Genomic DNA, 25,120 nt, shown 5'->3' on the forward strand with positions numbered 1-25,120 from the left:
AAATGGAATAGTTCGAGGTGTTTATGCGCTGGCAAGGGCGTCGTGAAAGTGACAACGTAGAAGACAGACGCAGCAGTGGTGGCGGTGGTCCGTCTATGGGCGGGCCAGGTTTCCGGTTACCCAGCGGCAAGGGCGGCATTATTCTGCTGGTCGTCGTGCTGGTGGCGGGCTACTACGGTGTCGACCTGACCGGTTTGATGACCGGTGAAACCGGGCAACAGCAGCAGTATTCTCAGCGCTCCATCAGCCCAAATGAAGATGAAGCGGCGAAATTTACTTCCGTTATTCTCGCGACGACCGAAGATACCTGGGGTCAGCAGTTCGAGAAAATGGGGCGGACTTATCAGCCGCCAAAACTGGTGATGTACCGGGGCGCAACCCGCACCGGCTGTGGCACCGGGCAGTCCGTTATGGGGCCGTTCTACTGCCCGGCGGACAGCACCGTCTATATCGATCTCTCCTTCTATGACGACATGAAAAGCAAGCTGGGCGCCGACGGCGATTTTGCCCAGGGCTACGTGATCGCGCATGAAGTCGGCCACCATGTGCAGAAGCTCCTCGGCATTGAGCCTAAAGTGCGTCAGATGCAGCAGAATGCGTCTCAGGCGGAGGTGAATCGTCTTTCCGTACGCATGGAGCTTCAGGCCGACTGCTTCGCTGGCGTCTGGGGACATAGCATGCAGCAGCAGGGCGTGCTGGAAACAGGCGATCTGGAAGAGGCCCTGAATGCCGCACAGGCGATTGGTGACGATCGCTTGCAGCAGCAGAGCCAGGGGCGCGTTGTGCCGGACAGCTTTACCCATGGCACCTCAGAGCAGCGCTACAGCTGGTTTAAGCGTGGCTTCGACAGCGGCAACCCGTCGCAGTGTAATACCTTCGGCAAAGCTATGTGATGTTGGGGTTTGAACAGCTGGTTAACCAGCTTCAGCGTACCGGGCACCGCCGGCTGGTGGTGCTCAGCGGCGATGAAGCGTGGACGTTGAGCCAGGTGACCCATCTGCGCGATACGTTACCAGGAGACTGGCTGTGGCTGGAGGAAAACCCCTCTAAGGCCATCAGCGGCCTGCTGGGACGTGAATACCTGCACGCCGTTTTTGACGCGCGAGACGGGTTTGACGTCTCGGCCTTCGCCGCCCTCAGCGGGACCCTGCGCGCCGGAAGCCTTCTGGTGCTGCTGGTGCCGCCGTTCTCCGTCTGGGCCGACAGGCCCGACAGGGATTCTCTGCGCTGGAGCGACAGCGCAGAGCCGATCGCCACCACGCACTTTGTTCACCACTTTTGCCGGATGCTTACCGCCGATTCAGATGCCATCGTCTGGCATCAACATCGTCCTCTGTGCCTTCCCGTTGCGCCAGATTTACCCGCCTGGCAGCCCGCCAGCGGTGAACCGCAGCGCGAGCAGGCTGAAATCCTCGACGCTCTTCTGACCATGCCTGCGGGCGTGGCCGCCGTGACGGCGCCGCGCGGACGCGGAAAGTCCGCCCTGGCGGGCATGTTGCTGAGCGGCATTCAGGGGAGTGCAGTAGTGACGGCACCGGCAAAAGGGGCGACGGATGTCATCGCGCGTTTCGCCGGGGAACGTTTTCACTTTATGGCCCCGGATGCGCTGCTGGCCTCCACCACAGAAGCTGACTGGCTGATTGTCGATGAGGCAGCCGCTATCCCCGGCCCGCTGCTGGAGAAGCTGGTGTCGCGCTTTCCCCGCGTGTTGCTGACCACCACGGTGCAGGGTTATGAAGGCACGGGCAGGGGATTCCTGCTGAAGTTCTGCGCCCGGTTCAGCGGGCTGCGGCGTTATACCTTATCCACGCCAGTTCGCTGGGCTGCCGGATGCCCCCTTGAGCGGATAGTGGCGAACGCGCTGCTGTTCGACGATGCGCTTATCGATCGCAAACCGGCAGGGGAGGTACGTTTAACGTCGCTGGAGCCCGGGATATGGGAGAACGATCCGGCGCGCGGGGCAGGCGTGTATGAACTGCTGTGTGCCGCGCACTACCGAACGTCCCCCCTCGATTTACGCCGGATGATGGACGCCCCCGGCCAGCACTTTGCTGTTGCTCAGGCGGGCGCGGAGATCGCGGGCGCGCTCTGGCTGGTGGAGGAGGGGGGATTACCCCCTGAACTTAGCCGCGCAGTATGGGCGGGGTTTCGTCGGCCGCGTGGAAATCTGGTGGCGCAGTCGCTGGCGGCGCACGGCGGTTCGCCGCTCGCGGCGACGCTGAAAGGCCGACGCGTCAGCCGCATTGCGGTTCATCCCCATCGCCAGCGGGAAGGCATCGGCCAGCGGCTGATCCGCAGTGCCAGCGGAGAAGATTATCTCTCGGTCAGCTTTGGCTATACCGACGAGCTGTGGCGTTTCTGGCGGCAGTGCGGGTTTGTGCTGGTGCGGATGGGCAGCCACCGGGAAGCCAGCAGCGGGTGCTATACGGCGATGGCGTTGCTGCCGCTGAGCGAGGCGGGGCATCAGCTCTGCGAACAGGCGCATCAGCGTTTATGTCGTGATATGCGCGTCCTGTCGGCCTGGAATGGCGAAAAGATCCCGGTGACGGATGCATGGGAAGCTACCCTTAATAGTGATGACTGGCTGGAGCTGGCGGGGTTTGCCTTTGCTCACCGGGCGTTTTCAACCTCGGTTGCGGCGCTAACGCGATTGGTGTTAGCCGTGGACATCCCACTCCCGGCGCTGCGCGGGAAAATGGAAGGGAATACGCACGATTTCGGGCGCAAAGCGTTGCTGGCGAAGCTACGCGAGGAAACCGCACACGCGCTTGAAAGGCTTGATTACTCCCGTAGCCAGCAGCTGAAAGCCGACATTTTGCAATGGCAATTTTTTCAATGACTTCTTCAGTAAAGTGGCATGGTCATTACCCCGCAGAGGCGTAAAATCCTGCTTATCAATTAAGGAGATCGCCATGAAACATGACCATTTTGTTGTGCAAAGCCCGGATACGCCTGCTAAACAGCTCCTGCTTCTGTTTCATGGCGTGGGCGACAATGCCGTCAATATGGGACAGATTGGCAGCTGGTTTGCACCCGTTTTCCCACACGCGCTGATCGTCAGCATCGGCGGCGTGGAGCCGTGCGGTCCGGACGGTCGGCAGTGGTTTTCCGTCGAGGGCGTGACGGAGGAGAATCGTCAGGCGCGTATTGATGCCGTTATGCCAGCCTTTATCGATACCGTGCGTTACTGGCAGCAGCAGAGCGGCGTAGGCGCCGACGCAACGGCGCTGATTGGCTTCTCTCAGGGTTCAATCATGTCGCTGGAAAGCGTAAAAGCGCAGCCCGGACTGGTGTCCCGCGTGATTGCCTTTAACGGGCGTTTTGCGACGTTACCGCAAAGCGCGACCACGCAGACCACGATCCATCTCATTCATGGGGGTGAAGACCGGGTAATTGAGCTTTCGCATGCAGTAGCCGCCCAGGAGACGCTGATGCGCGAGGGCGGAGATGTGACGCTGGATATCGTAGACGATCTGGGGCATGCCATTGACGATCGCAGCATGCAGTTCGCGCTCGATCATCTGCGTTATACCGTACCGAAGCACTACTTTGATGAAGCGCTCAGCGGCGCGAAGCCGAATGACGATGATATCGTCGAGTTTATTTAAACATTTCCCCTCACCCTAACCCTCTCCCCAAAGGGAGAGGGAACAAAACCCCCCTCGTCCCTCTGGGGAGAGGGGCCGGGGGTGAGGGGTGTGTACAATTACTTCTTCTGGTCCTTCTTCGGCCAGTCGTCTTCATCGTCCCACTTGTCGTTAAAATCACGGTGCGGCGGAAGATCCGGTTTGTTGGCAAGGAACTTTTTGTGGTCAACGCGCTTGAGATCTTTAATCACGTTAAGCAGCACGCCTACCAGAAATACCAACACCAGAATCCACCAGTACTTTGAAAGCCAGTCCATTCGCTAATCCTCTTTAAGCACCCGTCAGGCGACGAGTTGCTCCATAATACGTTGATACATGCGGGCCAGCAGTTGTAAATCGGCAGCGTTCACGCATTCATTGATTTTGTGAATCGTCGCGTTAACCGGACCCAGTTCGACAACCTGTGCGCCCATGCGGGCGATAAAGCGTCCGTCAGACGTGCCGCCCGTTGTCAGCAGTTGTGGCTTAATTTCATTATAGTGCGCAATGGCGTTCACTACCGCATCCACCAGTTTACCGCGCTGCGTCAGGAACGGCTGGCCAGACAGCCACCAGTCGAGGGTATAGCGCAGCTGATATTTCTCGAGCAGCGCAATCACTCGCGCTTTGATCATCTCGTCAGTCAGTTCGGTGCTGAAGCGGAAGTTAAACTGGACGAAGAGATCGCCGGGAATGACGTTGTTGCTGCCGGTGCCAGCCTTGATGTTGGCTATCTGCATGCTGGTTGGCGGGAAAAATTCATTGCCTTTATCCCATTCAATGCTCACAAGTTCGTTCAGCATCGGCGCGGCGCGGTGTACCGGGTTATCCGCCAGGTGCGGATAGGCAACGTGGCCCTGCACGCCATGAATAGTCAAATTGCAGGTCAGGGATCCACGGCGGCCATTTTTCACAACATCGCCCACCACTTCGGTGCTGGACGGTTCGCCCACCAGACAGTAGTCCAGACGTTCATTGCGCGCCATCAGCGCCTCAACGACCTTCACGGTGCCGTTATGGGCGCTGGCTTCTTCGTCGGAGGTAATCAAAAACGCAAGACGGTTTTTATGGTTCGGATGCTGGGCGACGAAACGCTCTGCCGCCACGACCATCGCAGCCAGGGAACCTTTCATGTCCGCAGCGCCGCGTCCGAAAAGCATGCCGTCGCGGATGGTCGGCTCAAAAGGCGGGTTGATCCAGCGGTCTGCGTCGCCCGCGGGAACTACGTCAGTATGTCCGGCAAACGCCAGCGTCTCCCCCTGACCGCGCCATGCCCAGAAGTTCTGCGTATCGCCAAAATCCATGTGCTCCACGGTAAAACCGATGGCACGCAGGCGCTCAATCATTAATGCCTGACAACCTGCGTCGTCCGGGCTAAGGGAAGGACGGCGAATAAGCTGCTGAGTCAGCTCAATGACCGGGCATGACATAGACTACACCTCAACGAATAAATCTGAATAAAGGGTTTCACTGAAACCCAGCAGCATAGGCTGACCTGGCTTGCAGAGCAATGGGCGTTTGATGATTGCCGGCATTTCAAGCATCAATTTGGCTGCGCTGTCGGCGTCGTTGATCGTGGCCCGGAGAGATTCATCCAGTTTTCGCCAGGTGGTCCCGCGGGTATTCAGCAGCGCTTCCCATCCCAGTTCGTTGATGGCGGAATGGAGAAACGCGGGGTCAAGCCCGTCGGCACGGTAATCGTGGAAGCGATAGTCGATGTTGTGTGCTTCCAGCCAGCGGCGGGCTTTTTTAATCGTGTCGCAATTCTTAATGCCGTACATCACAACCATAGTGAATCCTTTTGTTCTTTTGTGGATTTAATGTTCAATATTTTCGAAGATATATCCTTAAGTGGAATATAACACATTCGGAATTTTTCGGGATTTACAATTCTCCATAATTCAACGAACAGCTGTAAGCTGAATAGTCTTTCATCTTTTAAGCATAGTTGTCCACCCTGTTTAAATTGCCAATAAACTCAGGGGGAAATTAAAAATGCTGTCATTTTTCCGACTATTTCAAAATATTGCTGTAGGTCACATAAAATTTACCCGGCAACGCTCATAGTGATCCTAAACCTACCAGTACAGCGGGGCTCAATCACAGCAATCGGTTAAAGTGGCTTCACAATGATGATACGTTTTCGTAGAATGCGCATAATAATAAGAGAGGTTGTTATGATTGAACGTGAACTGGGGAACTGGAAAGATTTTATCGAAGGCATGCTTCGTAAATGAATTTCCGGTAAGAAATGCAAGAGCACTTAATTAACTAAAATAACCATAGTGTGAAAGAATCACACAATAAAAAGGCGGCCTGTAAAGCCGCCTTTTTTATTTCAACGGGTTATTCCGGCTTATCCTTCAGCGGGAAACGACGACGTATCAGCACAAAGAACAGCGGTACGAAATAGATAGCCAGTATCGTCGCGGATATCATTCCCCCCATAACGCCCGTACCCACTGCGTGCTGGCTGCTGGAGCCTGCGCCGGAGCTGGTGGCCATCGGCAGGACGCCAAACACAAACGCCAGAGAGGTCATCAGGATCGGACGCAGGCGCTGACGACAGGCGTGCAGCGTGGCGGCCATCAGTTCGTGACCTTTGGCATTCATCTCATTGGCAAATTCGACGATCAGAATGGCGTTTTTTGCCGACAATCCGATCACGGTGAGGAGTCCGACCTGGAAATAGACATCATTTTCCAGGCCGCGCATCCAGGTTGCCAGCAGCGCGCCGATGACCCCGAGAGGCACCACCAGCATCACCGAGAACGGCACTGACCAGCTTTCATACAGCGCCGCCAGGCAAAGGAATACCACCAGCAGCGAAAGAGCATACAGGGCAGGCGCCTGAGCGCCGGAAAGCCGTTCCTGGTAGGACATCGCCGTCCACTCCAGGCCAAAGCCAGTCGGTAACTGCTGAACCAGTTTTTCCATAATGCCCATTGCGGTACCGGTACTGACGCCCGGCGCGGCTTCACCGACAATCTCCAGCGCCGAATAGCCGTTGTAACGCTCCAGACGCGGCGAACCGGTCTCCCAGCGTGACGTCGCAAACGCCGAGAACGGCACCATGCCGCCGGTGTTATTGCGCACATACCAGCGGTTGATATCGTCCGGCAGCATGCGGTATTTGGCGGCAGACTGAACGTAGACCTTCTTCACGCGGCCGCGATCCATAAAGTCATTTACGTAGCTTGAGCCCCATGCCGTTTGCAGGGTGTCGTTAATGTCGTCGATGGAGACGCCCAGCGCCTGCGCTTTACGCTGGTCAATATCCACCTGTAGCTGAGGGCTGTCATCCAGACCGTTATGACGAACGCGGGTAAGCTGCGGATCTTTCCCGGCCAGCTCGAGCAGTTTATCGCGAGCAGCCATCAACGCGTCATGCCCGGCACCCGCGTGATCCTGAAGCTCCATATCAAACCCGGCTGAGCTGCCCAGGCCGCTGATGGCGGGCGGGCTGCTGGCGAAAACGCGCGCTTCCTTGATTTTGTTGAACGCTTTGGTTGCACGCTCAATGATGGCAAAGGAGGAGCCGGTATCGCTGTCGCGCTGGTCCCAGTCTTTCAGGCGCACAAACATACGCGCCACGTTCTGCCCGTTACCGCCGGGGCCAGAGCCGACGGTGGAGAAGACGGAGACCACGTTATCTTTCTCCTGAGTATGGAAGTAGTTCTCAACCTTCTGCACCACTTTCAGGGTCTGCTGCTGGGTCGAGCCGCTCGGTAACTGTACGGAGGTAATAAACATGCCGCGATCTTCCAGCGGCAGGAACGAGGTTGGCAGCCGCAGGAACAGGAACACCATGCCGCCGAGCAGCAGGACATAAACCACCATCCAGCGCACGCTGCGGTGCAGTACTTTACCCACGCCAGCTTCATAGCGCGCCGCATTGCGGTTAAACATGCGGTTAAACCAGCCGAAGAAGCCTTTTTGACCGTGGTGTTCGCCCTTATGCAGCGGTTTGAGCAGCGTCGCGCACAGGGCAGGGGTAAGGATCATTGCCACGAGTACGGAGAGCACCATTGCAGAGACGATGGTGATCGAGAACTGGCGATAAATCGCGCCCGTGGTGCCGCCAAAAAATGCCATCGGGATAAATACCGCCGACAGCACCATGGCGATACCGACCAGCGCGCCCTGAATTTGTCCCATCGATTTGCGCGTGGCCTCGCGGGGCGAAAGCCCTTCCTCGCTCATAATGCGCTCGACGTTTTCCACCACCACGATGGCATCATCCACCAGCAGGCCGATGGCCAGCACCATGGCGAACATGGTCAGGGTGTTGATGCTGTAACCGAAGGCATACAGCACCGCAAAGGTTCCCAGCAGCACCACCGGCACCGCAATGGTGGGGATCAGCGTGGCGCGGAAGTTTTGCAGGAACAGGTACATCACGAGGAACACCAGCGCGATAGCTTCGAGCAGGGTTTTCACCACATCTTCGATGGAGGCTTTTACGAATGAGGTGGTTTCGTAGGCGACTTTGTACTCCAGTCCGTGCGGGAAGTAATGCGACAGTTCATCCAGACGCTCTAACACCCGCTGCGCGGTCGCCATTTCGTTGGCGCCGGAGGCCAGTTTTACCCCCAGTCCGGACGCGGCATTGCCGTTAAAGCGACTCAGGTAGTCATATTTTTCCGCCCCCATTTCCACGGTGGCGACATCCCCCAGACGCACTTCCGAACCGTCCTGATTCACGCGCAGAGTAATATTGCGGAACTGGTCAGGTGTCTGGAGCAGCGACTGGGAGTTGATGGTGGCGTTAAGCGCCTGGTTGTCCACGGACGGCGTACCGCCGAGCTGCCCCACGGCAATCTGGGCGTTCTGCGATTCGATAGCGTCGGTGACATCTTTAGCGGTCATCTGCACGCTGTTCAGCTTGTTGGGATCCAGCCAGATACGCATGGAGTACTGCGAGCCGTAGGCGTCGATATCACCCACGCCGTTGATACGGCTGAGCGGGTCCTGAATATTACTGGCGACGTAGTCCGCGATGTCCTGCTTATCCATCGAGCCATCGGTTGAAACAAACGCGATGGTCAAAATATTGGTGTCACCGGTTTTACGCACGGTCACCCCCTGGTTCTGCACCGCCTGAGGCAGTTTACGCAGGGCCGATTGCAGCTGGTTTTGCACCTGCTGCACCGCTTCATCCGGATCCGTGCCCGCCGTAAAGCTCAGGGTTACCGTCGCCTGGCCCGTGGCACTGCTCTGCGAGGACATGTACATCAGGTTATCAAGACCCGTCATGTTCTGCTCGATAACCTGCGTGACGGTATTTTCCAGCGTCTGTGCCGAGGCGCCAGGATAGTTCGCCGTGATACGCACGTTGGGGGGCGCGAGGTCGGGGTATTGCTCAACAGGAAGGGAAGTAATCGCCAGGACACCCGTCAGACACAACAGGATTGCAAGCACCCAGGCAAAAATGGGGCGATCGATGAAAAAATTCGCCATTAAAGTGTGACCTCGTTTTGCTGCACGTCATTATTGTTTATTGCCCGCCTAACTTTAGCGGTAAGGCCCAGGTCAAACGTGGAGAAATAAAGGAGATAATGTAAATTATCATGCGCTTTTTTCAGCGCGCCTTCTTTCCCGCTATTTTTCAGCCTGCGCCGCAGGTGTCCGGAACGTCACGCTGACCTGTGTCCCGCCCTGTGGCGGCTGAGAAAAGTGTAATGTTCCGCCGAGCCGTCCCGCGCGTTCGCGCATGATATTCAGCCCGTAATGCCCCGGCGGTTCACTGGCGTCGCCAATACCAATACCGTTGTCGCGGATCGTGACCGTGTGAGTGCCGTCCGCGGTGGTGACGCAGCTGACCACAATCTCGCTCGCATCGGCATGTTTAATCGCATTCAGCACTGCCTCACGCACAATCTGTAAGAGGTGCACCTGTTTTTGCGCGTCCAGCGCCAGTGATGAGAGACGGCAGTCGAGCACCAACTTCGCGCTGGTCTGGCTTTGCAACCCGTCAAGAGACTCCTGTAGCGCGGCAGGAAGATTGGCGTGATTGAGCGTCAGGCGGAAGGTGGTGAGCAGCTCGCGTAGCTGATGCCAGGCGTTATTCAGCTCGCGAGAGAAGTCCGTAATGATGGTCTGCGCCGGGGCATTGTCGCCCGGCACGGCATGCTTCAGCAGCGTAAGCTGAATACGCAAATAGGAGAGCACCTGCGCCAGCGAATCATGCAACTCGCGCGCGATGGTGGCGCGCTCTTCCATCAGCAGCAACTGCTGATAATGTTTCTGCGCCTGATTGAAATAGAGCCCCCGGCCCAGCATCGTCGCCACGCTTTCCATGAGCGGCAGCGGAACATCCCCGGTCGCGCTTTGCCAGCGCAGTTCGCCGTACAGGGTGTCCTGCATTAACACCGGTAAATTGTGCATTTTCTCGCCTGGGGTCTCCTGTCCTTCGTAAAGCTGCCAGTCGTCACTGGTGCGCAATTGCAGGTAATTCATCTGCGTATAGTCATGCACAATCTGCAAAATATGCCGGAAGCAGTGGCTGTCTATCTGCCCGGTATTCAACGCCTGTGAGCATTTGAACAGCATTTCGAGCTGCTGATGCGCTTCATTCAGGTGGCGGGTTTTTTCAGCAACGGAGTGCTCCAGGGAACGGTACAGGGTGTGTAATTCCGCCGACATATGGTTGAAGGCGCGGGAAAGCTGGCCCAGCTCGTTGGGAAGCATAATATCCGGTGCGGGGGTATCGAACTGCCCCTGTTCGATACGTTCGCTCGCCGCCACCAGATTATTCAGCGGCAGCACAACCTGACGGCGGATGCGCCGCAGGGTCACCACCGCCAGCAGCAGGATGCCCAGGCCGCCCGTCAGCGACATGAAAATCACCAGCTGAATTTTATGTTCGGTGTAGTGCTGTAGCGCCAGCACAAAGGCATCTATCCGGCCCACAAAATCCTCAATGTGGCTCTGATACCACCCGGTATCGCCGCTGGCGATTCGCGTGTCCATCTCCTGCCAGCCAAGGTGCAACTGCTGGTAACGCTGTTTGACGTCCTCTGGCACGTACCAGCGGTTTAGCTTCTGCAACGCAGGCGCGCTCAGCGTTTTCTGCCAGAACGCGCGGTGCTCTGCCAGTGACGGGCTGGCGCGCTGCATTTCGTAGCCCAGGCGGTAGCTCTGCATGCGCAGCGATCCGGCGATGTTAATCGCCTCGGCGTCGCGCTGGCTGCTGGCGAGTGTAACCAGCGCAATGGCGCTGATCAGAACGGACAAGACAATCATCGAAAAGAAAGCCCGAGCCAGGCTTCCCGATACGGGGCGTTTAACGGTCACTCATCGGCTTCCTGAATTAAATTGATCTGCCACAGGTTCACTGGAAATAGTTCGCCTTCCAGGGCATTTGAACATTGCGTCGCCATGCCACTGTGGGTAAATACGATAACAATAGAAAGAATAAGGTTATTGAACCAAAAACAGGTGTTGTTATGAATCGTTTTATTATGGCCAACGCTCAACAGTGTATCGGTTGTCGCACCTGCGAAGTTGCCTGTGTGATGGCGCACAACGGGGAGCAGCACGCGCTGAGCGAGCGCCATTTTCTTCCCCGCATTACGGTCCTTACCTCAGGCTTGCGAAAAAGCCCCGTGACCTGCCACCACTGTGAAAACGCGCCCTGCGCGCAAAGCTGCCCGAACGGAGCCATCACGCAACACAGCGACAGCGTACAGGTCAATCAACAAAAATGCATTGGCTGTAAAGCCTGCGTGGTGGCCTGTCCGTTTGGCACGATGGACATGCTGATCGCCCCGCTGGAAAACGACAGCGTAAAGGCCTCGGCGCACAAATGCGACCTCTGCCTGGAAAGGCCGCAAGGCCCGGCCTGCGTTGAAAACTGCCCGGCAGAGGTGCTTACGCTCGCCACCCCAGCCGTGCTGGATAAGTTGGTTAAGCAGCGCCGACAGCGCAGCGCAAGGCTGGACGCGCTGCCGTGGCACAGCGAGGCGGTTCAGTCAGTCCCTCCGCAAACCAAACGGCAACAGATGCAAAACACCCCGGCGCGCGGTGAGCCGGAAAAGCTCAGCCCCGACGCGCGCGCAGGTCATTTTAACGAGATCTACCTGCCGTTTCGCCCGGAACAGGCGCAGCGCGAAGCATCCCGGTGCCTGAAATGTGGCGACCACAGCATTTGCGAGTGGACCTGCCCGCTGCATAACCATATTCCACAGTGGATTGAGCGGATCGGGGCGGGGGATATCATCGGTGCGGCTGAGCTTTCTCACCAGACTAACTGTTTACCGGAAATTACCGGCCGCGTCTGTCCACAGGATCGATTATGTGAAGGCGCCTGCACCCTGCGGGATGCGTCAGGGGCGGTAACCATCGGGAATATCGAACGGTATATCTCGGATCGGGCGCTGGCGATGGGCTGGACGCCGGACGTCAGCCACGTTAAACCGGTCGGTAAGCGCGTCGCCATCATCGGTGCCGGTCCGGCAGGGCTGGCCTGCGCCGACGTACTGGTGCGCAGCGGCGTCGGTGTGACGGTCTACGATCGCCATCCGGAAATCGGCGGATTGCTGACCTTTGGTATTCCGGCCTTCAAGCTGGATAAATCCCTGTTAGCGCGGCGCAGAGAGATATTCAGCGCGATGGGCATCCGCTTCGAGCTGAACTGCGAGGTGGGAAAAGACGTATCGATGGCCCAACTGCAAAACGACTACGATGCCCTGTTCATCGGCGTAGGGACCTATCGTTCCATGAAAGCGGGTATCCCTCACGAAGACGCGCCGGGCGTGTACGACGCGCTGCCGTTTTTAGTGGCGAACACGCGGAACGTGATGGGCCTTGACCCTGCCGCAGACGAGCCGTTTATCGACACGCAGGGGTTAAACGTGGTGGTGCTGGGCGGGGGCGATACGGCGATGGACTGCGTGCGCACCGCGCTGCGACATGGCGCGGCGAAAGTCACCTGCGCCTATCGGCGGGACGAGGCCAACATGCCGGGCTCAAAGAAAGAGGTTAAAAACGCGAAAGAAGAGGGCGCGGCCTTTGAATTTAATGTCCAGCCGGTTGAGCTCACGCTGGATACCGACGGAAAGGTCAACGGTATCCGGATGCTGCGCACCCGTCTGGGCGAGCCGGATGCGCAGGGGCGGCGGCGTCCTGTCCCGGTGGCGGGCAGTGAGTTTGTCATGCCAGCGGATGCGGTGATCATGGCGTTTGGGTTTAATCCGCACGCCATGCCGTGGCTTCAGGCGCAGGGCGTCGACACCGACGACTGGGGGCGCATCAGGGCCTCCGTGGAGAGCCGTTATCGCTACCAGACCTCGAATCCGCAGATTTTTGCTGGCGGTGATGCGGTACGCGGTGCAGATCTGGTGGTCACCGCGATGGCGGAAGGGCGCCATGCCGCGCAGGGGATCATGGACTGGCTTGGCGTGCCGCCGCGCAACATGCATTAACGCAGACGGGCGACAAAGCGGGCTTCACAGCGTAGTATAAACAGACTCATTTTGCCGTGGAGCCCGTATGTCTCTGAACATTAGCGTTATTAAAGACAAAATCCTTTCTGAAAATTACTTTGTCCTGCGTAACATCACTTACGATCTCACCCGTAAGAACGGGGACGTCATTCGCCATAAACGCGAAGTCTACGACCGGGGCAATGGTGCAACCATTCTGCTGTATAACCGTGAAAAGCAAAGCGTAGTGCTGATCCGCCAGTTTCGCATCGCGACATGGGTCAATGGCAACGCGGACGGACGTCTGATTGAAACCTGTGCAGGTCTGCTGGACGACGATGAGCCGGAAGTGTGTATCCGCAAAGAAGCCATTGAAGAGACGGGTTTTGAAGTGGGTGCGGTGCAGAAAGTCTTTGAGCTGTTTATGTCCCCTGGCGGGGTTACCGAGCTGGTTCACTTCTTCATTGCGGAATATACCGATGCCCAGCGCACGCACCGGGGCGGTGGCGTGGACGATGAAGACATTGAAGTGCTGGAAATGCCTTTCGCTAAGGCTGTTGACATGGTGAAACGCGGCGAGATCCGCGACGGTAAAGCGGTGATCCTGTTGCAATATCTGCAAACCAGCGGGCTGATGAATGCCGCGGCGGAAGCGCGATAAGTTGTATTTCAGATAAATCTATCCGATAAATCCGATTGAGCCAGCCCGCCCAGGGCACGAAGATACGCCCCAGATTGACCTATTCGTTTGCGGGGCTGTGCCGTTCATGCGCTACTGCGTTTTTCTTATCTTCTTCATTTGCGTGCTTCCCGCGCCTCGGGTGTGGGCTGCGCCTGCGCAGCAGTCTTTTTCAGACTGGCAGGTGACCTGCAATAACCAGAACTTCTGCGTAGCGCGCAACACTGGCGAGCATCGCGGTCTGGTCATGTCGCTGAGCCGCAGTGCGGGGGCAAAAACGGACGCCAGCCTGCGCATTGATCTCGGTGGGCTTTCGGCGCCTCCGGTGAAAGAGCCTGACATCGCCCCGCGCCTGCTGCTCGACAATGTGCCGCTTAAACTCACGTCGCAACACTGGCAGTTAACCCCCTGGCATCTTAAAACAGACGATACGGGCACCATCACCACGTTTCTGAAAACCATTCAGGAAGGTCAGGCGCTGACTCTGCGCGGGGGGAAGCAGACAATCTCTCTGGCCGGGCTGAAAGCGGCGCTGCTGTTTATCGATGCCCAGCAAAAACGCGTCGGAAGTGAAACGGCATGGATTAAAAAAGGGGATAGTCCACCGCTGAGCGTGCCGCCTGCGCCGGCATTAAAAAAGGTGGCGGTGGTGAACCCCACGCCAACGCCGCTGACGCATAACGAATTGAACGATCTGCTGGATTACGGTAACTGGCGCATGAACCACAGCCAGTGCTCTCTCGATCCGAACCGGCGTGAGGTGCGCGTGACCGCGCTGACCGATGACAAAGCGCTGATGATCATCAGCTGTGAGGCGGGGGCGTACAACACCGTCGACCTGGCGTGGCTGGTGTCGCGTAAAAAACCGTTTGCGGCCAGGAGCGTGAGATTGCGTCTGCCGTTTACCCCTTCCAGCCAGAGTAGCGACATGGAGCTGATGAATGCCAGCTTCGATGAAAAAACGCGCGAGCTGACCACGCTGGCGCTGGGACGCGGGATTGGCGACTGTGGGATCCAGACCCGCTGGCGTTTTAACGGCCAGCGCTTCCGTCTGGTACGCTACGCGGAAGAGCCAAGCTGTGATAACTGGAATGGGCCAGATGCCTGGCCCACGCTGTGGATCACAAGGTAGGGTTTTGCCGATTTGTAGGCCGGGTCAGGCGCAGCCGCCACCCGGCAACGCAGATCGCACTACAGCACGCTCAGCGCCTTCTCCACTACGTTCTCAACGGTAAAGCCGAAGTACGGAAACAGCTTATCGGCCGGGGCGGATTCACCGTAACCCTTCATGCCGACAATCGCCCCTTTCAGACCCACATATTTGTACCAGTAGTCGGCAATGCCAGCTTCAACCGCCACGCGCGCCGCGACGTTTGAAGGCAGCACCGATTCGCGGTACGCCTCATCCTGGGCATCAAAGATATCCGTTGAAGGCAGGGAAACCACGCGCACCGCGTGACCCTCGGCGGTCAGTTTCTCCGCCGCTTTTACCGTGATTTCCACCTCTGAACCGGTGGCAATCAGGATCACGTCTGGCTTGCCGCCGCTGTCTTTCAGGATGTACCCGCCGCGGGCGATATTTTTCACCTGCTCCGGCGTGCGCTCGATCTGCGCCAGGTTCTGGCGCGACAGGATCAGCGCCGTGGGTCCGTTATGACGCTCTACGGCCAGCTTCCAGCCCACTGCCGCTTCAACCTGATCGCACGGACGCCAGGTACTGAAGTTTGGCGTCAGGCGCAGGCTCGCCAGCTGCTCTACCGCCTGGTGCGTCGGCCCATCTTCACCCAGTCCGATGGAGTCGTGGGTGTACACCATGATTTGCCGCGCCTTCATCAGAGCCGCCATACGCGCCGCGTTACGGGCATATTCGACAAACATCAGGAAGGTAGCGGTGTACGGCACGAAGCCGCCATGGTGGGCGATGCCGTTGGCAATGGCGGTCATCCCGAACTCGCGCACGCCGTAGTGGATGTAGTTCCCGGCAATGTCCTCCTTCAGGGATTTAGAGCCGGACCAGATGGTAAGGTTACTTGGCGCCAGATCCGCCGATCCGCCCAGCAGTTCGGGCAGGATTGGGCCAATTGCGTTCAGGGTGTTTTGTGATGCCTTACGGGTGGCAATTTTCGCCGGGTTGGATTGCAGGTTTTCAATCATCGCCTGGGTTTTCTCTTCCCAGTCTTCCGGCAGGCCGCCGCTCATGCGGCGGGTAAACTCAGCCGCCAGATCCGGATACGCTTTTTTGTAAGCGGCAAACTTCTCGTTCCAGGCCTGCTGCGCTTTTTCACCTGTTTCGCGAGCATCCCAGGCCTTGTAGATCTCTTTTGGGATCTCAAAGGCCGGGTGTTTCCAGCCCAGTTTCTGGCGGGTCAGCGCCACTTCCTCTTCACCCAGCGCCGCGCCGTGCGCCTCTTCTTTGCCCGCTTTGTTCGGCGAGCCGAAGCCGATGGTGGTGCGGCAGATGATCAGGGACGGTTTGTCCTTCACGCTCTGCGCTTCCTGAATCGCTTTTTTCACCGCCTCAGGATCGTGACCGTCGATCTCGTGCACCACGTGCCAGTGATAGGCTTCAAAGCGTTTTGCCGTGTCGTCGGTAAACCAGCCCTCGGTTTCCCCGTCAATGGAGATACCGTTGTGATCGTAGAAGCCAATCAGCTTGCCCAGGCCCAGGGTGCCCGCCAGCGAGCAGACCTCGTGGGAGATCCCCTCCATCAGGCAGCCATCACCCATAAAGACATAGGTGTAGTGATCGACAATCTCGTGGTCGGGCTGGTTGAACTGCGCGGCCAGCGTACGCTCGGCAATCGCCAGGCCGACGGCATTCGCCAGCCCCTGGCCCAGCGGGCCGGTAGTGGTTTCAACACCCGGCGTATAGCCGATCTCCGGGTGGCCCGGCGTTTTGGAGTGCAGCTGGCGGAAGTTTTTTAACTCCTCAAGCGGCAGATCGTAGCCGGAGAGGTGCAGCAGGCTGTAGAGCAGCATCGATGCGTGACCGTTGGAGAGAATAAAACGGTCGCGATCGTACCAGGTCGGATCGGTCGGGTTGTGCTTGAGGAAGTCGTTCCACAGCACTTCGGCAATATCAGCCATACCCATGGGGGCGCCAGGGTGGCCGGAATTGGCTTTTTGTACGGCATCCATGCTGAGGGCGCGAATGGCGTTGGCGAGCTCTTTACGGGACATAGTTCACTCCGTGGCAAGGTTAAAGTTTGGCAGCGAGAAGATCTTCGAGTTTGCGCTGGTCGACGGCGAACTGACGGATGCCGTCCGCCAGTTTTTCCACGGCCATTGGGTCCTGATTGTGCTCCCAGCGGAATTCCGCTTCGGTCATGGGTTTTGGTTTTGGCAGAACGGTAGAGGTCGGCACAAGCTTGCGGATCACCGTCTCTTCACTCTCCTGAAGCTTTTTCAGCAGGTCAGGGGAGATGGTCAGCCGGTCGCAGCCCGCGAGCGCCAGGATCTGCTCGGTGCGGCGGAAGCTGGCCCCCATCACGATGGTTTCGTAGCGGTGCTGCTTGTAATAATCGTAGATATTACGCACCGATTTCACGCCGGGATCTTCGTCCACCACATACGGATCCATCGGCTGTTTCGCCTGATACCAGTCGTAGATACGTCCGACAAACGGTGAAATCAGGAACACGCCCGCTTCGGCGCAGGCACGCGCCTGGGCGAAGGAGAACAGCAGCGTCAGGTTGCAGTGGATCCCCTCTTTCTCCAGCACTTCCGCCGCGCGGATGCCTTCCCAGGTAGACGCAAGCTTGATCAGGATGCGTGACTTATCGATCCCCTGCTCCTGGTAGAGTTCCACCAGGCGGCGAGCCTTGTTGATGCTCTTTTCCTGGTCAAACGAGAGGCGGGCGTCCACTTCGGTGGAGACGCGTCCCGGTATGCTTTTAAGAATTTCCGCACCGATATTGACCGCCAGCTTGTCGCTGGCCTCGGCGACCTGCTGCTCCTGCGTTTGCCCGCGCTGTTTGCCATAGGCAAGGGCGTCATCAATCAGATGACTAAAGTGCGCAAGACCGGCCGCCTTGAGCAGCAGCGAGGGGTTGGTGGTCGCGTCTTCCGGCTGGTAGTGACGAATCGACTCGATGTCGCCGCTGTCTGCAACCACGGTGGTAAATTGTTTGATGCCGTCTAGCTGGTTCATAATTACTCCTTGGAAATAAAAGAGTTAGTCGAGTGCGTTAGTTCACACTTCTGAGAAAATCATGATGGACTTAACAAAAAAGCATAGCAGACGGGGGAGGCATTGCTGTCTGAGACGGGTAACATGGTTGTTATAAATTGATAACAATTTTTATTCTGCAATGGTGAGAGTTTGGCAGCCTTCAAAGTTTAGGAGCCTGCCTGCGGCGATACTATGCGGCACACCAGGGTGTGCATAGGAACGTCAACATCACCCTTTTTGACCGAAACGTGAAAGGAATAACAAGATGGATGATCAGTTAAAACAAAGCGCTCTCGATTTTCACGAGTTTCCTGTTCCGGGTAAAATCCAGGTATCCCCGACCAAACCGCTGGCGACCCAGCGCGATCTGGCGCTGGCCTACTCGCCAGGCGTGGCTGCTCCGTGCCTGGAAATCGAAAAAGATCCGCTGGCAGCGTACAAATACACCGCCCGTGGCAACCTGGTGGCCGTTATCTCTAACGGTACGGCGGTGCTGGGGTTAGGGAACATCGGTGCGCTGGCCGGTAAGCCGGTGATGGAAGGGAAGGGCGTTCTGTTTAAGAAATTTGCCGGTATCGACGTCTTCGATATCGAAGTGGACGAACTGGATCCGGATAAATTCATCAACGTGGTGGCGGCGCTGGAGCCGACCTTCGGCGGCATCAACCTGGAAGACATCAAAGCGCCGGAATGTTTCTATATCGAGCAGAAGCTGCGCGAGCGTATGAACATTCCCGTGTTCCATGACGACCAGCACGGCACGGCGATTATCAGTACCGCCGCCATTCTGAACGGCCTGCGCGTGGTAGAGAAAAATCTCTCCGACGTGCGCATGGTGGTCTCCGGCGCAGGCGCCGCGGCCATCGCCTGTATGAACCTGCTGGTGGCGCTGGGCATGCAGAAGCACAATATTGTGGTCTGCGACTCCAAGGGCGTGATCTACAAAGACCGCGAGCCAAACATGGCGGAAACCAAGGCGGCCTATGCGGTGGAAGACGACGGCAAGCGCACGCTAGAAGACGTCATTGAAGGTGCCGACATTTTCCTCGGCTGTTCAGGCCCGAAAGTACTGACCCAGGAGATGGTGCAGAAGATGGCGCGCGCGCCAATGATCCTGGCCCTGGCGAACCCGGAGCCGGAAATTCTGCCGCCGCTGGCGAAGGCGGTGCGTGAAGACGCGATCATCTGTACCGGACGTTCGGACTACCCGAACCAGGTGAACAACGTGCTCTGCTTCCCGTTCATCTTCCGCGGTGCGCTGGACGTCGGCGCTACGGCAATCAACGAAGAGATGAAGCTCGCCGCCGTTCATGCTATCGCAGAGCTGGCGCACGCCGAGCAGAGCGAAGTGGTGGCCTCCGCCTACGGCGATCAGGATCTGAGCTTCGGCCCCGACTACATTATCCCTAAACCATTTGACCCGCGTCTGATCGTGAAGATCGCGCCAGCGGTGGCTAAAGCGGCGATGGACTCCGGCGTGGCGACGCGGCCGATTGAAGATTTCGATGCCTACGTCGATAAACTCACCGAGTTCGTCTACAAAACCAACCTGTTTATGAAGCCGATCTTCTCCCAGGCGCGCGCTGACGCGAAGCGCGTGGTGCTGGCGGAAGGGGAAGAGGCGCGCGTGCTGCATGCCACGCAGGAGCTGATCACCTTAGGGATGGCGAAACCGATCCTGATTGGTCGTCCGAGCGTGATCGAGATGCGTATTCAGAAGCTGGGCCTGCAAATTAAGCCGGGCGTCGACTTTGAGATCGTCAATAACGAATCCGATCCGCGCTTCAAAGAGTACTGGAACGAATACTATTCGATCATGAAGCGTCGCGGGATCACCCAGGAGCAGGCGCAGCGGGCGGTGATCAGCAATACCACGGTGATCGGCGCGATCATGGTTCATCGCGGTGAGGCGGATGCGCTGATCTGCGGCACCATCGGCGAGTACCATGAGCATTTCAGCGTGGTGCAGGAGATCTTCGGCTATCGCGAGGGCGTCCATACTGCCGGCGCAATGAACGCGCTGCTGCTGCCAAGCGGTAACACCTTTATCGCCGATACCTACGTCAACGACGATCCTTCCCCGGAGGAACTGGCGGAAATCACCGTGATGGCGGCGGAAACCGTGCGCCGCTTTGGTATCGAGCCGAAAGTGGCGCTGCTGTCGCACTCTAACTTCGGGTCATCCAAATCCGCGGCGGCGTGCAAAATGCGCCAGACGCTGGACCTGGTGCGCGAGCGTGCGCCGGAGCTGATGATTGACGGCGAGATGCACGGCGACGCCGCGCTGGTGGAGAGCATCCGTAACGAACGCATGCCGGATAGCCCGCTGAAAGGCTCGGCGAACGTGCTGATTATGCCGAACGTGGAAGCGGCGCGTATCAGCTATAACCTGCTGCGCGTGTCGAGTTCTGAAGGGGTGACCGTAGGGCCAGTGCTGATGGGGGTGTCAAAACCGGTGCATGTGTTAACGCCGATTGCCTCCGTGCGTCGTATCGTCAACATGGTGGCGCTGGCGGTGGTTGAGGCACAGACGCAGCCGCTGTAATTAACCCCACCCCTCACCCTAAACCTCTCCCCTGAGGGGAGAGGGGACAGCTCCGAGCCGTCTTTTCACCCTCGCCCCTTTGGGGAGAGGGCCGGGGTGAGGGGTAAGGGTTACACCCAGTCCCGAACCCGAATAAACTCACTCAAGGCAGCCTCCGGGCTGCCTTCTTTTGGCGCGTAGCTGTATTCCCAGCGCACCAGCGGCGGCATCGACATCAGAATGGACTCCGTGCGCCCACCGGTTTGCAGGCCAAACAGCGTCCCGCGATCCCATACCAGGTTAAACTCCACGTAGCGCCCGCGGCGGTAAAGCTGGAACTCACGCTCGCGCACGCCGTAGTCGGTGTTTTTGCGGCGTTCGACAATCGGCAGATAGGCATCGGTAAAGCCTTCACCCACCGCGCGCATAAAGCTGAATGCGGTATCAAAATCCGGCGTGTTGAGATCGTCAAAGAACAGCCCGCCGATGCCGCGCTGCTCGTCGCGGTGCTTCAGATAGAAATAGTCATCGCACCACTTTTTGTATTTCGGGTAAACGTCTTCGCCAAACGGCAGGCAGAGGTCGCGCGCGGTGGTGTGCCAGTGCACGGCATCCTCTTCGAAGCCATAGTAAGGCGTTAAGTCGAAACCGCCGCCAAACCACCAGACCGGATCGGCCCCCGGTTTTTCCGCGATGAAAAAGCGCACGTTGGCGTGGCTGGTTGGCACAAACGGGTTATGCGGATGCACCACCAGCGAGACGCCCATCGCCTCGAAGCTGCGGCCCGCCAGTTCAGGCCGATGCGCCGTGGCGGACGCTGGCATTGCATCACCGTGGACGTGGGAGAAGTTGACCCCGGCCTGTTCAAAAATACCGCCGTTACGCAGCACGCGGCTGCGCCCGCCGCCGCCCGCTTCGCGCTGCCAGGCGTCTTCCTGGAATTCACCGCCGTCTGCGGCGGAAAGTTTCTGGCAAATCGCGTCCTGTAGCTGCATCAGGAAAGTTTTGACCAGCTGTGCATTCGGTTTCATCAACGTTTCCTGGAGTGCGCTTTTTGATTATCGAACCAGTTGAAATAACTGATGACCCCGGAGGCGATGGCGTTCGCGATCTTCTGACGAAACGCCGTGGTGCCGAGTAAACGCTCTTCTTCCGGGTTGGTAATGAACGAGGTTTCCACCAGCACGGACGGTATGGACGGGGACTTCAGCACCACAAACGCGGCCTGCTCGGTGCTTTTGCTGTGCAGACGGTGCACGGGCTTAATCCGTTTAAGGATATGCGAGCCGAGCGTCAGGCTGTTTTTGATGGTATCGGTCTGCACGAGATCAAACAGAACCTGCTGTAACAGATGGTCTTTGTCGGTAGCTTTTTTCCCGGCCACTTCATCCGCCCGGTTTTCACGATCGGAGAGGTATTTCGCCATGGCGCTACTGGCGCCACGGTTGGAGAGAGCGAACACCGAGGCGCCTGCGGCGGAAGGGTTTGTGAAGCCATCCGCGTGAATGGACATAAACAGGTCTGCGCCGTGCTTGTGGGCAATCTCCACGCGATCGTACAGTGGGATAAACGTGTCGCCCGTGCGCGTCAGGCGGGCGTCAATACCGTTGCTGCGTAAAATTGCGCGCACATTTTTTGCAATTGCCAGCACGACGTGTTTTTCTTTCGAACCGTTTCGGCCAATGGCGCCGGTGTCGATCCCGCCGTGGCCTGGATCGAGCATGACCAGACGCTTTGCGCCGGCTTTTTTGGTTTTCGGTTTGCTGTGTCCGTTACTGGTTTTAAGCGTGCTCTCGTCTTTTGCCTGAGCCTGCTTTGCGATGCCCGTTAACGTTAAGGCCGCCAGCCCCGCTTTGAGAACCTGACGACGCGATGTGAGTGCTTTTAATGGTTTGAATGTGCTCATGCGGCCTGAATTGTAAAAATTGGGGTCCTGGTGTTATATCGTATCGCGTTTTGCGTGACGACATTCCTTATTGAGAATTGTTTTACTTTTCATTTCAATACGTGACAAAGTGACATTATGCCAAATTTTGGCGAGTTTTTCCCCGGTTATTGGCTAAATGCCCTGTTCACGCCATAATCACTGTTTTTAAACCCGAAAAGGCGGTTAATACCATGGAGATACGCGTTTTTCGCCAGGAAGATTTCGAAGAGGTGATCACCCTTTGGGAGCGCTGCGATCTGCTGCGTCCATGGAACGATCCGGAGATGGACATCGAACGGAAGGTGAATCACGACGTCAGTCTGTTTCTGGTCGCTGAGGTCAACGGCGAAGTAGTCGGGACGGTGATGGGCGGGTACGACGGCCACCGCGGCTCGGCCTACTATCTGGGCGTGCACCCGGAATACCGCGCGCGCGGCATCGCCAACGCGCTGCTTAACCGTCTGGAAAAGAAGCTGATCGCCCGCGGCTGTCCGAAAATCCAGATCATGGTGCGGGAAGATAACGACGTGGTGCTGGGCATGTATGAACGCCTGGGCTACGAGCATGCGGATGTACTGACGCTGGGTAAGCGCCTGATCGAAGATGAAGAGTACTGAGTTCCACCCTGGCGACTATGATGTTCACGGTCGTCTGCGTCTGCCTTTTTTGTTCTGGTGCGTTCTGCTGTTGCAGGCCCGCACCTGGGTGCTGTTCGTGATGGCTGGCGCGTCGCGCGGGCAGGGCGATACGCTACTGAATCTCTTTTATCCCGATCACGATGCGTTCTGGCTGGGGTTACTGCCCGGTGTACCGGCGGTGCTGGCGTTCCTGTGCAGCGGACGGCGGCAGTTCCTCCCGCGCTTCTGGCGCGCACTTCGCTGGCTATTGATTCTGGCGCAGGTTGTGCTCCTGGTCTGGCAGCCCGTGCTCTGGCTGTACGGCGAGCCGCTTTCGGGTATCGGGATTGCGCTGGTGGTGGCGGATATTGTTGCGCTGCTGTGGCTGGTCACGAATCCCCGTTTACGCGCCTGTTTTACGCAAGAGTCAGATTAAAACGGCACTTTTTGCCGATACTGCACTCCAACAAGCGTTGATTTACTACGTAAGGACGTCTCAATGAAATCGCTGCGTTTACTTTTATGCGCTCTCCCGCTGGCGTTAACCGGCTGTTCCACGCTCTCATCCATCAACTGGTCTGCGGCCTATCCGTGGAACTGGTTTGGATCCTCAACGGAAGTGACCGAGCAGGGCGTGGGCAAAATTACCGCCTCGACGGCGCTGGATCAGGATGCCATTCAGGATGCCATCGGCAGTGATTATCGCCTGCGCAGCGGCATGAAAACCGAGAACGGCAACATCGTGCGCTATTTCGAAGCGTTGAAAGATGACAAGGTGGCAATGGTCATCAACGGCGATAAAGGTACGGTCAACCGCATAGCGGTGATGGATGAAGAGATCCCGACCTCAGGTGGCGTGAAGGTGGGAACGCCGTTTGGCGAACTCTATCAGAAAGCGTTTGGCCACTGCGCCAGTGTGCCGTCGGAGGAGAGCGTGGCGGTCGAGTGTAAGGCCGACGGCAGCCAGCACATTAGCTATGTATTCAGCGGCACCTGGAACGGTCCGGAAGGGTTAATGCCGTCTGACGACACCCTGAAAAAGTGGAAAGTGAGCAAAATTATCTGGAAGCAGTAATTTGCGCCTGAGCAAGCCGCCTCGCTGAAATCCAGGTATAATAGCCGCCATCAATGCCACGCAGTCGTGGCATCTTTTTTTCAGGAGGAGCGATGTCTCAGGTTCAGAGTGGCATTTTGCCAGAACATTGCCGCGCGGCGATTTGGATTGAAGCCAACGTCAAAGGGGATGTGGATGCCCTGCGCGCGGCCAGCAAAGTTTTCGTTGATAAACTGGCCACCTTCCAGGCCAAATTCCCCGAAGCCCATCTGGGCGCGGTGGTTGCCTTTGGCAATACCGTCTGGCGTCAGCTGAGCGGCGGCGAAGGCGCAGAAGAGCTGAAAGATTTTATTCCTTATGGCAAAGGTCTTGCGCCCGCCACCCAGTATGACGTCCTGATCCATATCCTCTCCCTGCGCCATGACGTGAACTTCTCCATCGCTCAGGCAGCGATTGAGGCCTTTGGTGACAGCATCGACGTGCAGGAAGAGATCCACGGTTTCCGCTGGGTAGAAGAGCGCGATTTGAGCGGCTTCGTCGACGGCACCGAAAACCCGGCCGGGGAAGAGACGCGTCGCGAGGTGGCTGTAATCAAGGATGGCGTGGACGCGGGCGGCAGCTACGTGTTCGTCCAGCGCTGGGAGCATAACCTCAGGCAGCTCAACCGCATGAGCGTGCATGACCAGGAGATGATGATTGGCCGCACCAAAGACGCCAATGAAGAGATTGACGGCGATGCGCGTCCGGTCACGTCCCACCTGTCCCGCGTTGACCTTAAAGAAGACGGTAAGGGGCTGAAGATTGTTCGCCAGAGCCTGCCGTACGGCACCGCGAGCGGTACGCACGGCCTGTACTTCTGCGCTTACTGCGCGCGGCTCTACAACATCGAACAGCAGCTGCTGAGCATGTTTGGCGATACCGACGGCAAGCGTGACGCCATGCTGCGCTTCACCCGTCCGGTGACTGGCGGCTACTACTTTGCGCCGTCCGTTGAGCGCCTGCTGGCGCTGTAAATCGCTCTCCATTCGTAGGCCGGGTAAGCGTTAGCGCCACCCGGCAATTTCTCTCGCACTCTTATTCCCTTTTCTGCTTCTAAA

General features: G+C 57.7%; 21 protein-coding genes. 12 read left to right on the forward strand and 9 right to left on the reverse strand.

The features are described 5' to 3' along the window. Positions 1–23: 23 nt before the first annotated feature. The 3 genes from AM329_RS01400 (at position 24) to ypfH (ending at position 3,608) form a co-directional block, all read left to right on the forward strand. Entirely contained in the window at positions 24–893 is an 870-nt protein-coding gene (locus AM329_RS01400) for a neutral zinc metallopeptidase (RefSeq protein ID WP_001303362.1), read from the forward strand. Further along, the gene (locus AM329_RS01405; RefSeq protein WP_032609805.1) at positions 893–2,839 is read left to right on the forward strand and encodes a tRNA(Met) cytidine acetyltransferase TmcA; all 1,947 of its coding nucleotides are present in this window, start codon (positions 893–895) and stop codon (positions 2,837–2,839) included. Before AM329_RS01400 ends, AM329_RS01405 begins: the two co-directional genes overlap by 1 nt. 73 nt (positions 2,840–2,912) lie before the next feature. Then, positions 2,913–3,608 carry an esterase gene (ypfH, locus tag AM329_RS01410; RefSeq protein WP_023314628.1) on the forward strand — a complete coding sequence of 232 codons (696 nt, stop codon included), beginning with the start codon at positions 2,913–2,915 and terminating at the stop codon, positions 3,606–3,608. A gap of 98 nt (positions 3,609–3,706) precedes the next feature. Here ypfH and AM329_RS01415 read toward each other — a convergent pair whose 3' ends face one another. The 3 genes from AM329_RS01415 to AM329_RS01425 are packed head-to-tail and all read right to left on the reverse strand — an operon-like array spanning position 3,707 to position 5,416. Then, positions 3,707–3,904 (reverse strand): YpfN family protein, encoded by a 198-nt coding sequence (locus tag AM329_RS01415; RefSeq protein WP_000383991.1) that lies wholly within the window; start codon positions 3,902–3,904, stop codon positions 3,707–3,709. Between the two features lie 24 nt (positions 3,905–3,928). Then, positions 3,929–5,056 carry a succinyl-diaminopimelate desuccinylase gene (gene dapE, locus AM329_RS01420; RefSeq protein WP_003863566.1) on the reverse strand — a complete coding sequence of 376 codons (1,128 nt, stop codon included), beginning with the start codon at positions 5,054–5,056 and terminating at the stop codon, positions 3,929–3,931. Positions 5,057–5,059: 3 nt separating this feature from the next. Then, positions 5,060–5,416, reverse strand: a complete 357-nt coding sequence (locus tag AM329_RS01425; RefSeq protein ID WP_015572203.1) for an ArsC family reductase — start codon at positions 5,414–5,416, stop codon at positions 5,060–5,062. 387 nt (positions 5,417–5,803) lie between these two features. On the opposite strand from AM329_RS01425, the gene ypfM reads away from it, so the two are divergent. After that, the gene (gene ypfM / locus AM329_RS25335; protein ID WP_015572204.1) at positions 5,804–5,863 is read left to right on the forward strand and encodes a protein YpfM; all 60 of its coding nucleotides are present in this window, start codon (positions 5,804–5,806) and stop codon (positions 5,861–5,863) included. A 109-nt stretch (positions 5,864–5,972) separates the two neighbouring features. Here the strand turns inward: ypfM and acrD are convergent, their stop codons facing one another. Both acrD and narQ read right to left on the reverse strand, forming a co-directional pair. Beyond that, positions 5,973–9,086 carry a multidrug efflux RND transporter permease AcrD gene (gene acrD, locus AM329_RS01430; protein WP_032609804.1) on the reverse strand — a complete coding sequence of 1,038 codons (3,114 nt, stop codon included), beginning with the start codon at positions 9,084–9,086 and terminating at the stop codon, positions 5,973–5,975. Between the two features lie 141 nt (positions 9,087–9,227). Continuing rightward, positions 9,228–10,922, reverse strand: coding sequence for a nitrate/nitrite two-component system sensor histidine kinase NarQ (gene narQ, locus AM329_RS01435; RefSeq protein WP_032609803.1), 1,695 nt, complete (start codon positions 10,920–10,922; stop codon positions 9,228–9,230). A 152-nt stretch (positions 10,923–11,074) separates the two neighbouring features. On the opposite strand from narQ, the gene aegA reads away from it, so the two are divergent. The 3 genes from aegA (at position 11,075) to AM329_RS01455 (ending at position 14,862) form a co-directional block, all read left to right on the forward strand. Further along, positions 11,075–13,051 carry a formate-dependent uric acid utilization protein AegA gene (aegA, locus tag AM329_RS01445; RefSeq protein WP_032609802.1) on the forward strand — a complete coding sequence of 659 codons (1,977 nt, stop codon included), beginning with the start codon at positions 11,075–11,077 and terminating at the stop codon, positions 13,049–13,051. A 67-nt stretch (positions 13,052–13,118) separates the two neighbouring features. Next, positions 13,119–13,712 (forward strand): GDP-mannose pyrophosphatase NudK, encoded by a 594-nt coding sequence (gene nudK, locus AM329_RS01450; protein WP_032609801.1) that lies wholly within the window; start codon positions 13,119–13,121, stop codon positions 13,710–13,712. Positions 13,713–13,818: 106 nt separating this feature from the next. Continuing rightward, entirely contained in the window at positions 13,819–14,862 is a 1,044-nt protein-coding gene (locus AM329_RS01455) for a DUF1176 domain-containing protein (protein ID WP_003863552.1), read from the forward strand. Positions 14,863–14,921: 59 nt separating this feature from the next. On the opposite strand, the gene tkt is transcribed toward AM329_RS01455, so the two are convergent. Both tkt and tal read right to left on the reverse strand, forming a co-directional pair. Further along, positions 14,922–16,910 carry a transketolase gene (tkt, locus tag AM329_RS01460; protein WP_032665866.1) on the reverse strand — a complete coding sequence of 663 codons (1,989 nt, stop codon included), beginning with the start codon at positions 16,908–16,910 and terminating at the stop codon, positions 14,922–14,924. A 19-nt stretch (positions 16,911–16,929) separates the two neighbouring features. After that, positions 16,930–17,880 carry a transaldolase gene (tal, locus tag AM329_RS01465; protein ID WP_032609797.1) on the reverse strand — a complete coding sequence of 317 codons (951 nt, stop codon included), beginning with the start codon at positions 17,878–17,880 and terminating at the stop codon, positions 16,930–16,932. A gap of 286 nt (positions 17,881–18,166) precedes the next feature. On the opposite strand from tal, the gene maeB reads away from it, so the two are divergent. After that, a complete protein-coding gene (maeB, locus tag AM329_RS01470) occupies positions 18,167–20,446 on the forward strand; it encodes an NADP-dependent oxaloacetate-decarboxylating malate dehydrogenase (protein WP_032609794.1) in 2,280 nt (759 codons plus the stop codon). A 110-nt stretch (positions 20,447–20,556) separates the two neighbouring features. On the opposite strand, the gene hemF is transcribed toward maeB, so the two are convergent. Together hemF and amiA are read right to left on the reverse strand one after the other, a co-directional pair. Then, positions 20,557–21,456 (reverse strand): oxygen-dependent coproporphyrinogen oxidase, encoded by a 900-nt coding sequence (gene hemF / locus AM329_RS01475; RefSeq protein ID WP_023325023.1) that lies wholly within the window; start codon positions 21,454–21,456, stop codon positions 20,557–20,559. After that, complete coding sequence (gene amiA, locus AM329_RS01480; protein ID WP_023325022.1) at positions 21,456–22,331, reverse strand: N-acetylmuramoyl-L-alanine amidase AmiA; 876 nt, start codon at positions 22,329–22,331, stop codon at positions 21,456–21,458. Before amiA ends, hemF begins: the two co-directional genes overlap by 1 nt. 212 nt (positions 22,332–22,543) lie before the next feature. Between amiA and AM329_RS01485 the strand changes: the two genes are divergently transcribed. The 4 genes from AM329_RS01485 to AM329_RS01500 all read left to right on the forward strand — a co-directional run bounded on the left by AM329_RS01485 (position 22,544) and on the right by AM329_RS01500 (position 25,036). Then, positions 22,544–22,969: a GNAT family acetyltransferase gene (locus AM329_RS01485; protein ID WP_003861292.1), complete on the forward strand. Its 426-nt coding sequence runs from the start codon at positions 22,544–22,546 to the stop codon at positions 22,967–22,969. Beyond that, positions 22,956–23,405: a DUF2919 domain-containing protein gene (locus AM329_RS01490; RefSeq protein WP_003861294.1), complete on the forward strand. Its 450-nt coding sequence runs from the start codon at positions 22,956–22,958 to the stop codon at positions 23,403–23,405. The genes AM329_RS01485 and AM329_RS01490 overlap by 14 nt, the downstream gene beginning before the upstream one ends. Before the next feature lie 63 nt (positions 23,406–23,468). Then, on the forward strand, positions 23,469–24,044 hold the full coding sequence (locus AM329_RS01495; protein ID WP_003861296.1) for an RpoE-regulated lipoprotein: 576 nt from the start codon (positions 23,469–23,471) through the stop codon (positions 24,042–24,044). Between the two features lie 92 nt (positions 24,045–24,136). Further along, on the forward strand, positions 24,137–25,036 hold the full coding sequence (locus AM329_RS01500) for a Dyp-type peroxidase (RefSeq protein WP_003861297.1): 900 nt from the start codon (positions 24,137–24,139) through the stop codon (positions 25,034–25,036). Positions 25,037–25,120 lie beyond the last annotated feature (84 nt).

Origin of the sequence: Enterobacter cloacae complex sp. AR_0002, from assembly GCF_001922365.1 — a bacterium.
Lineage (GTDB): Bacteria > Pseudomonadota > Gammaproteobacteria > Enterobacterales > Enterobacteriaceae > Enterobacter > Enterobacter hormaechei_C.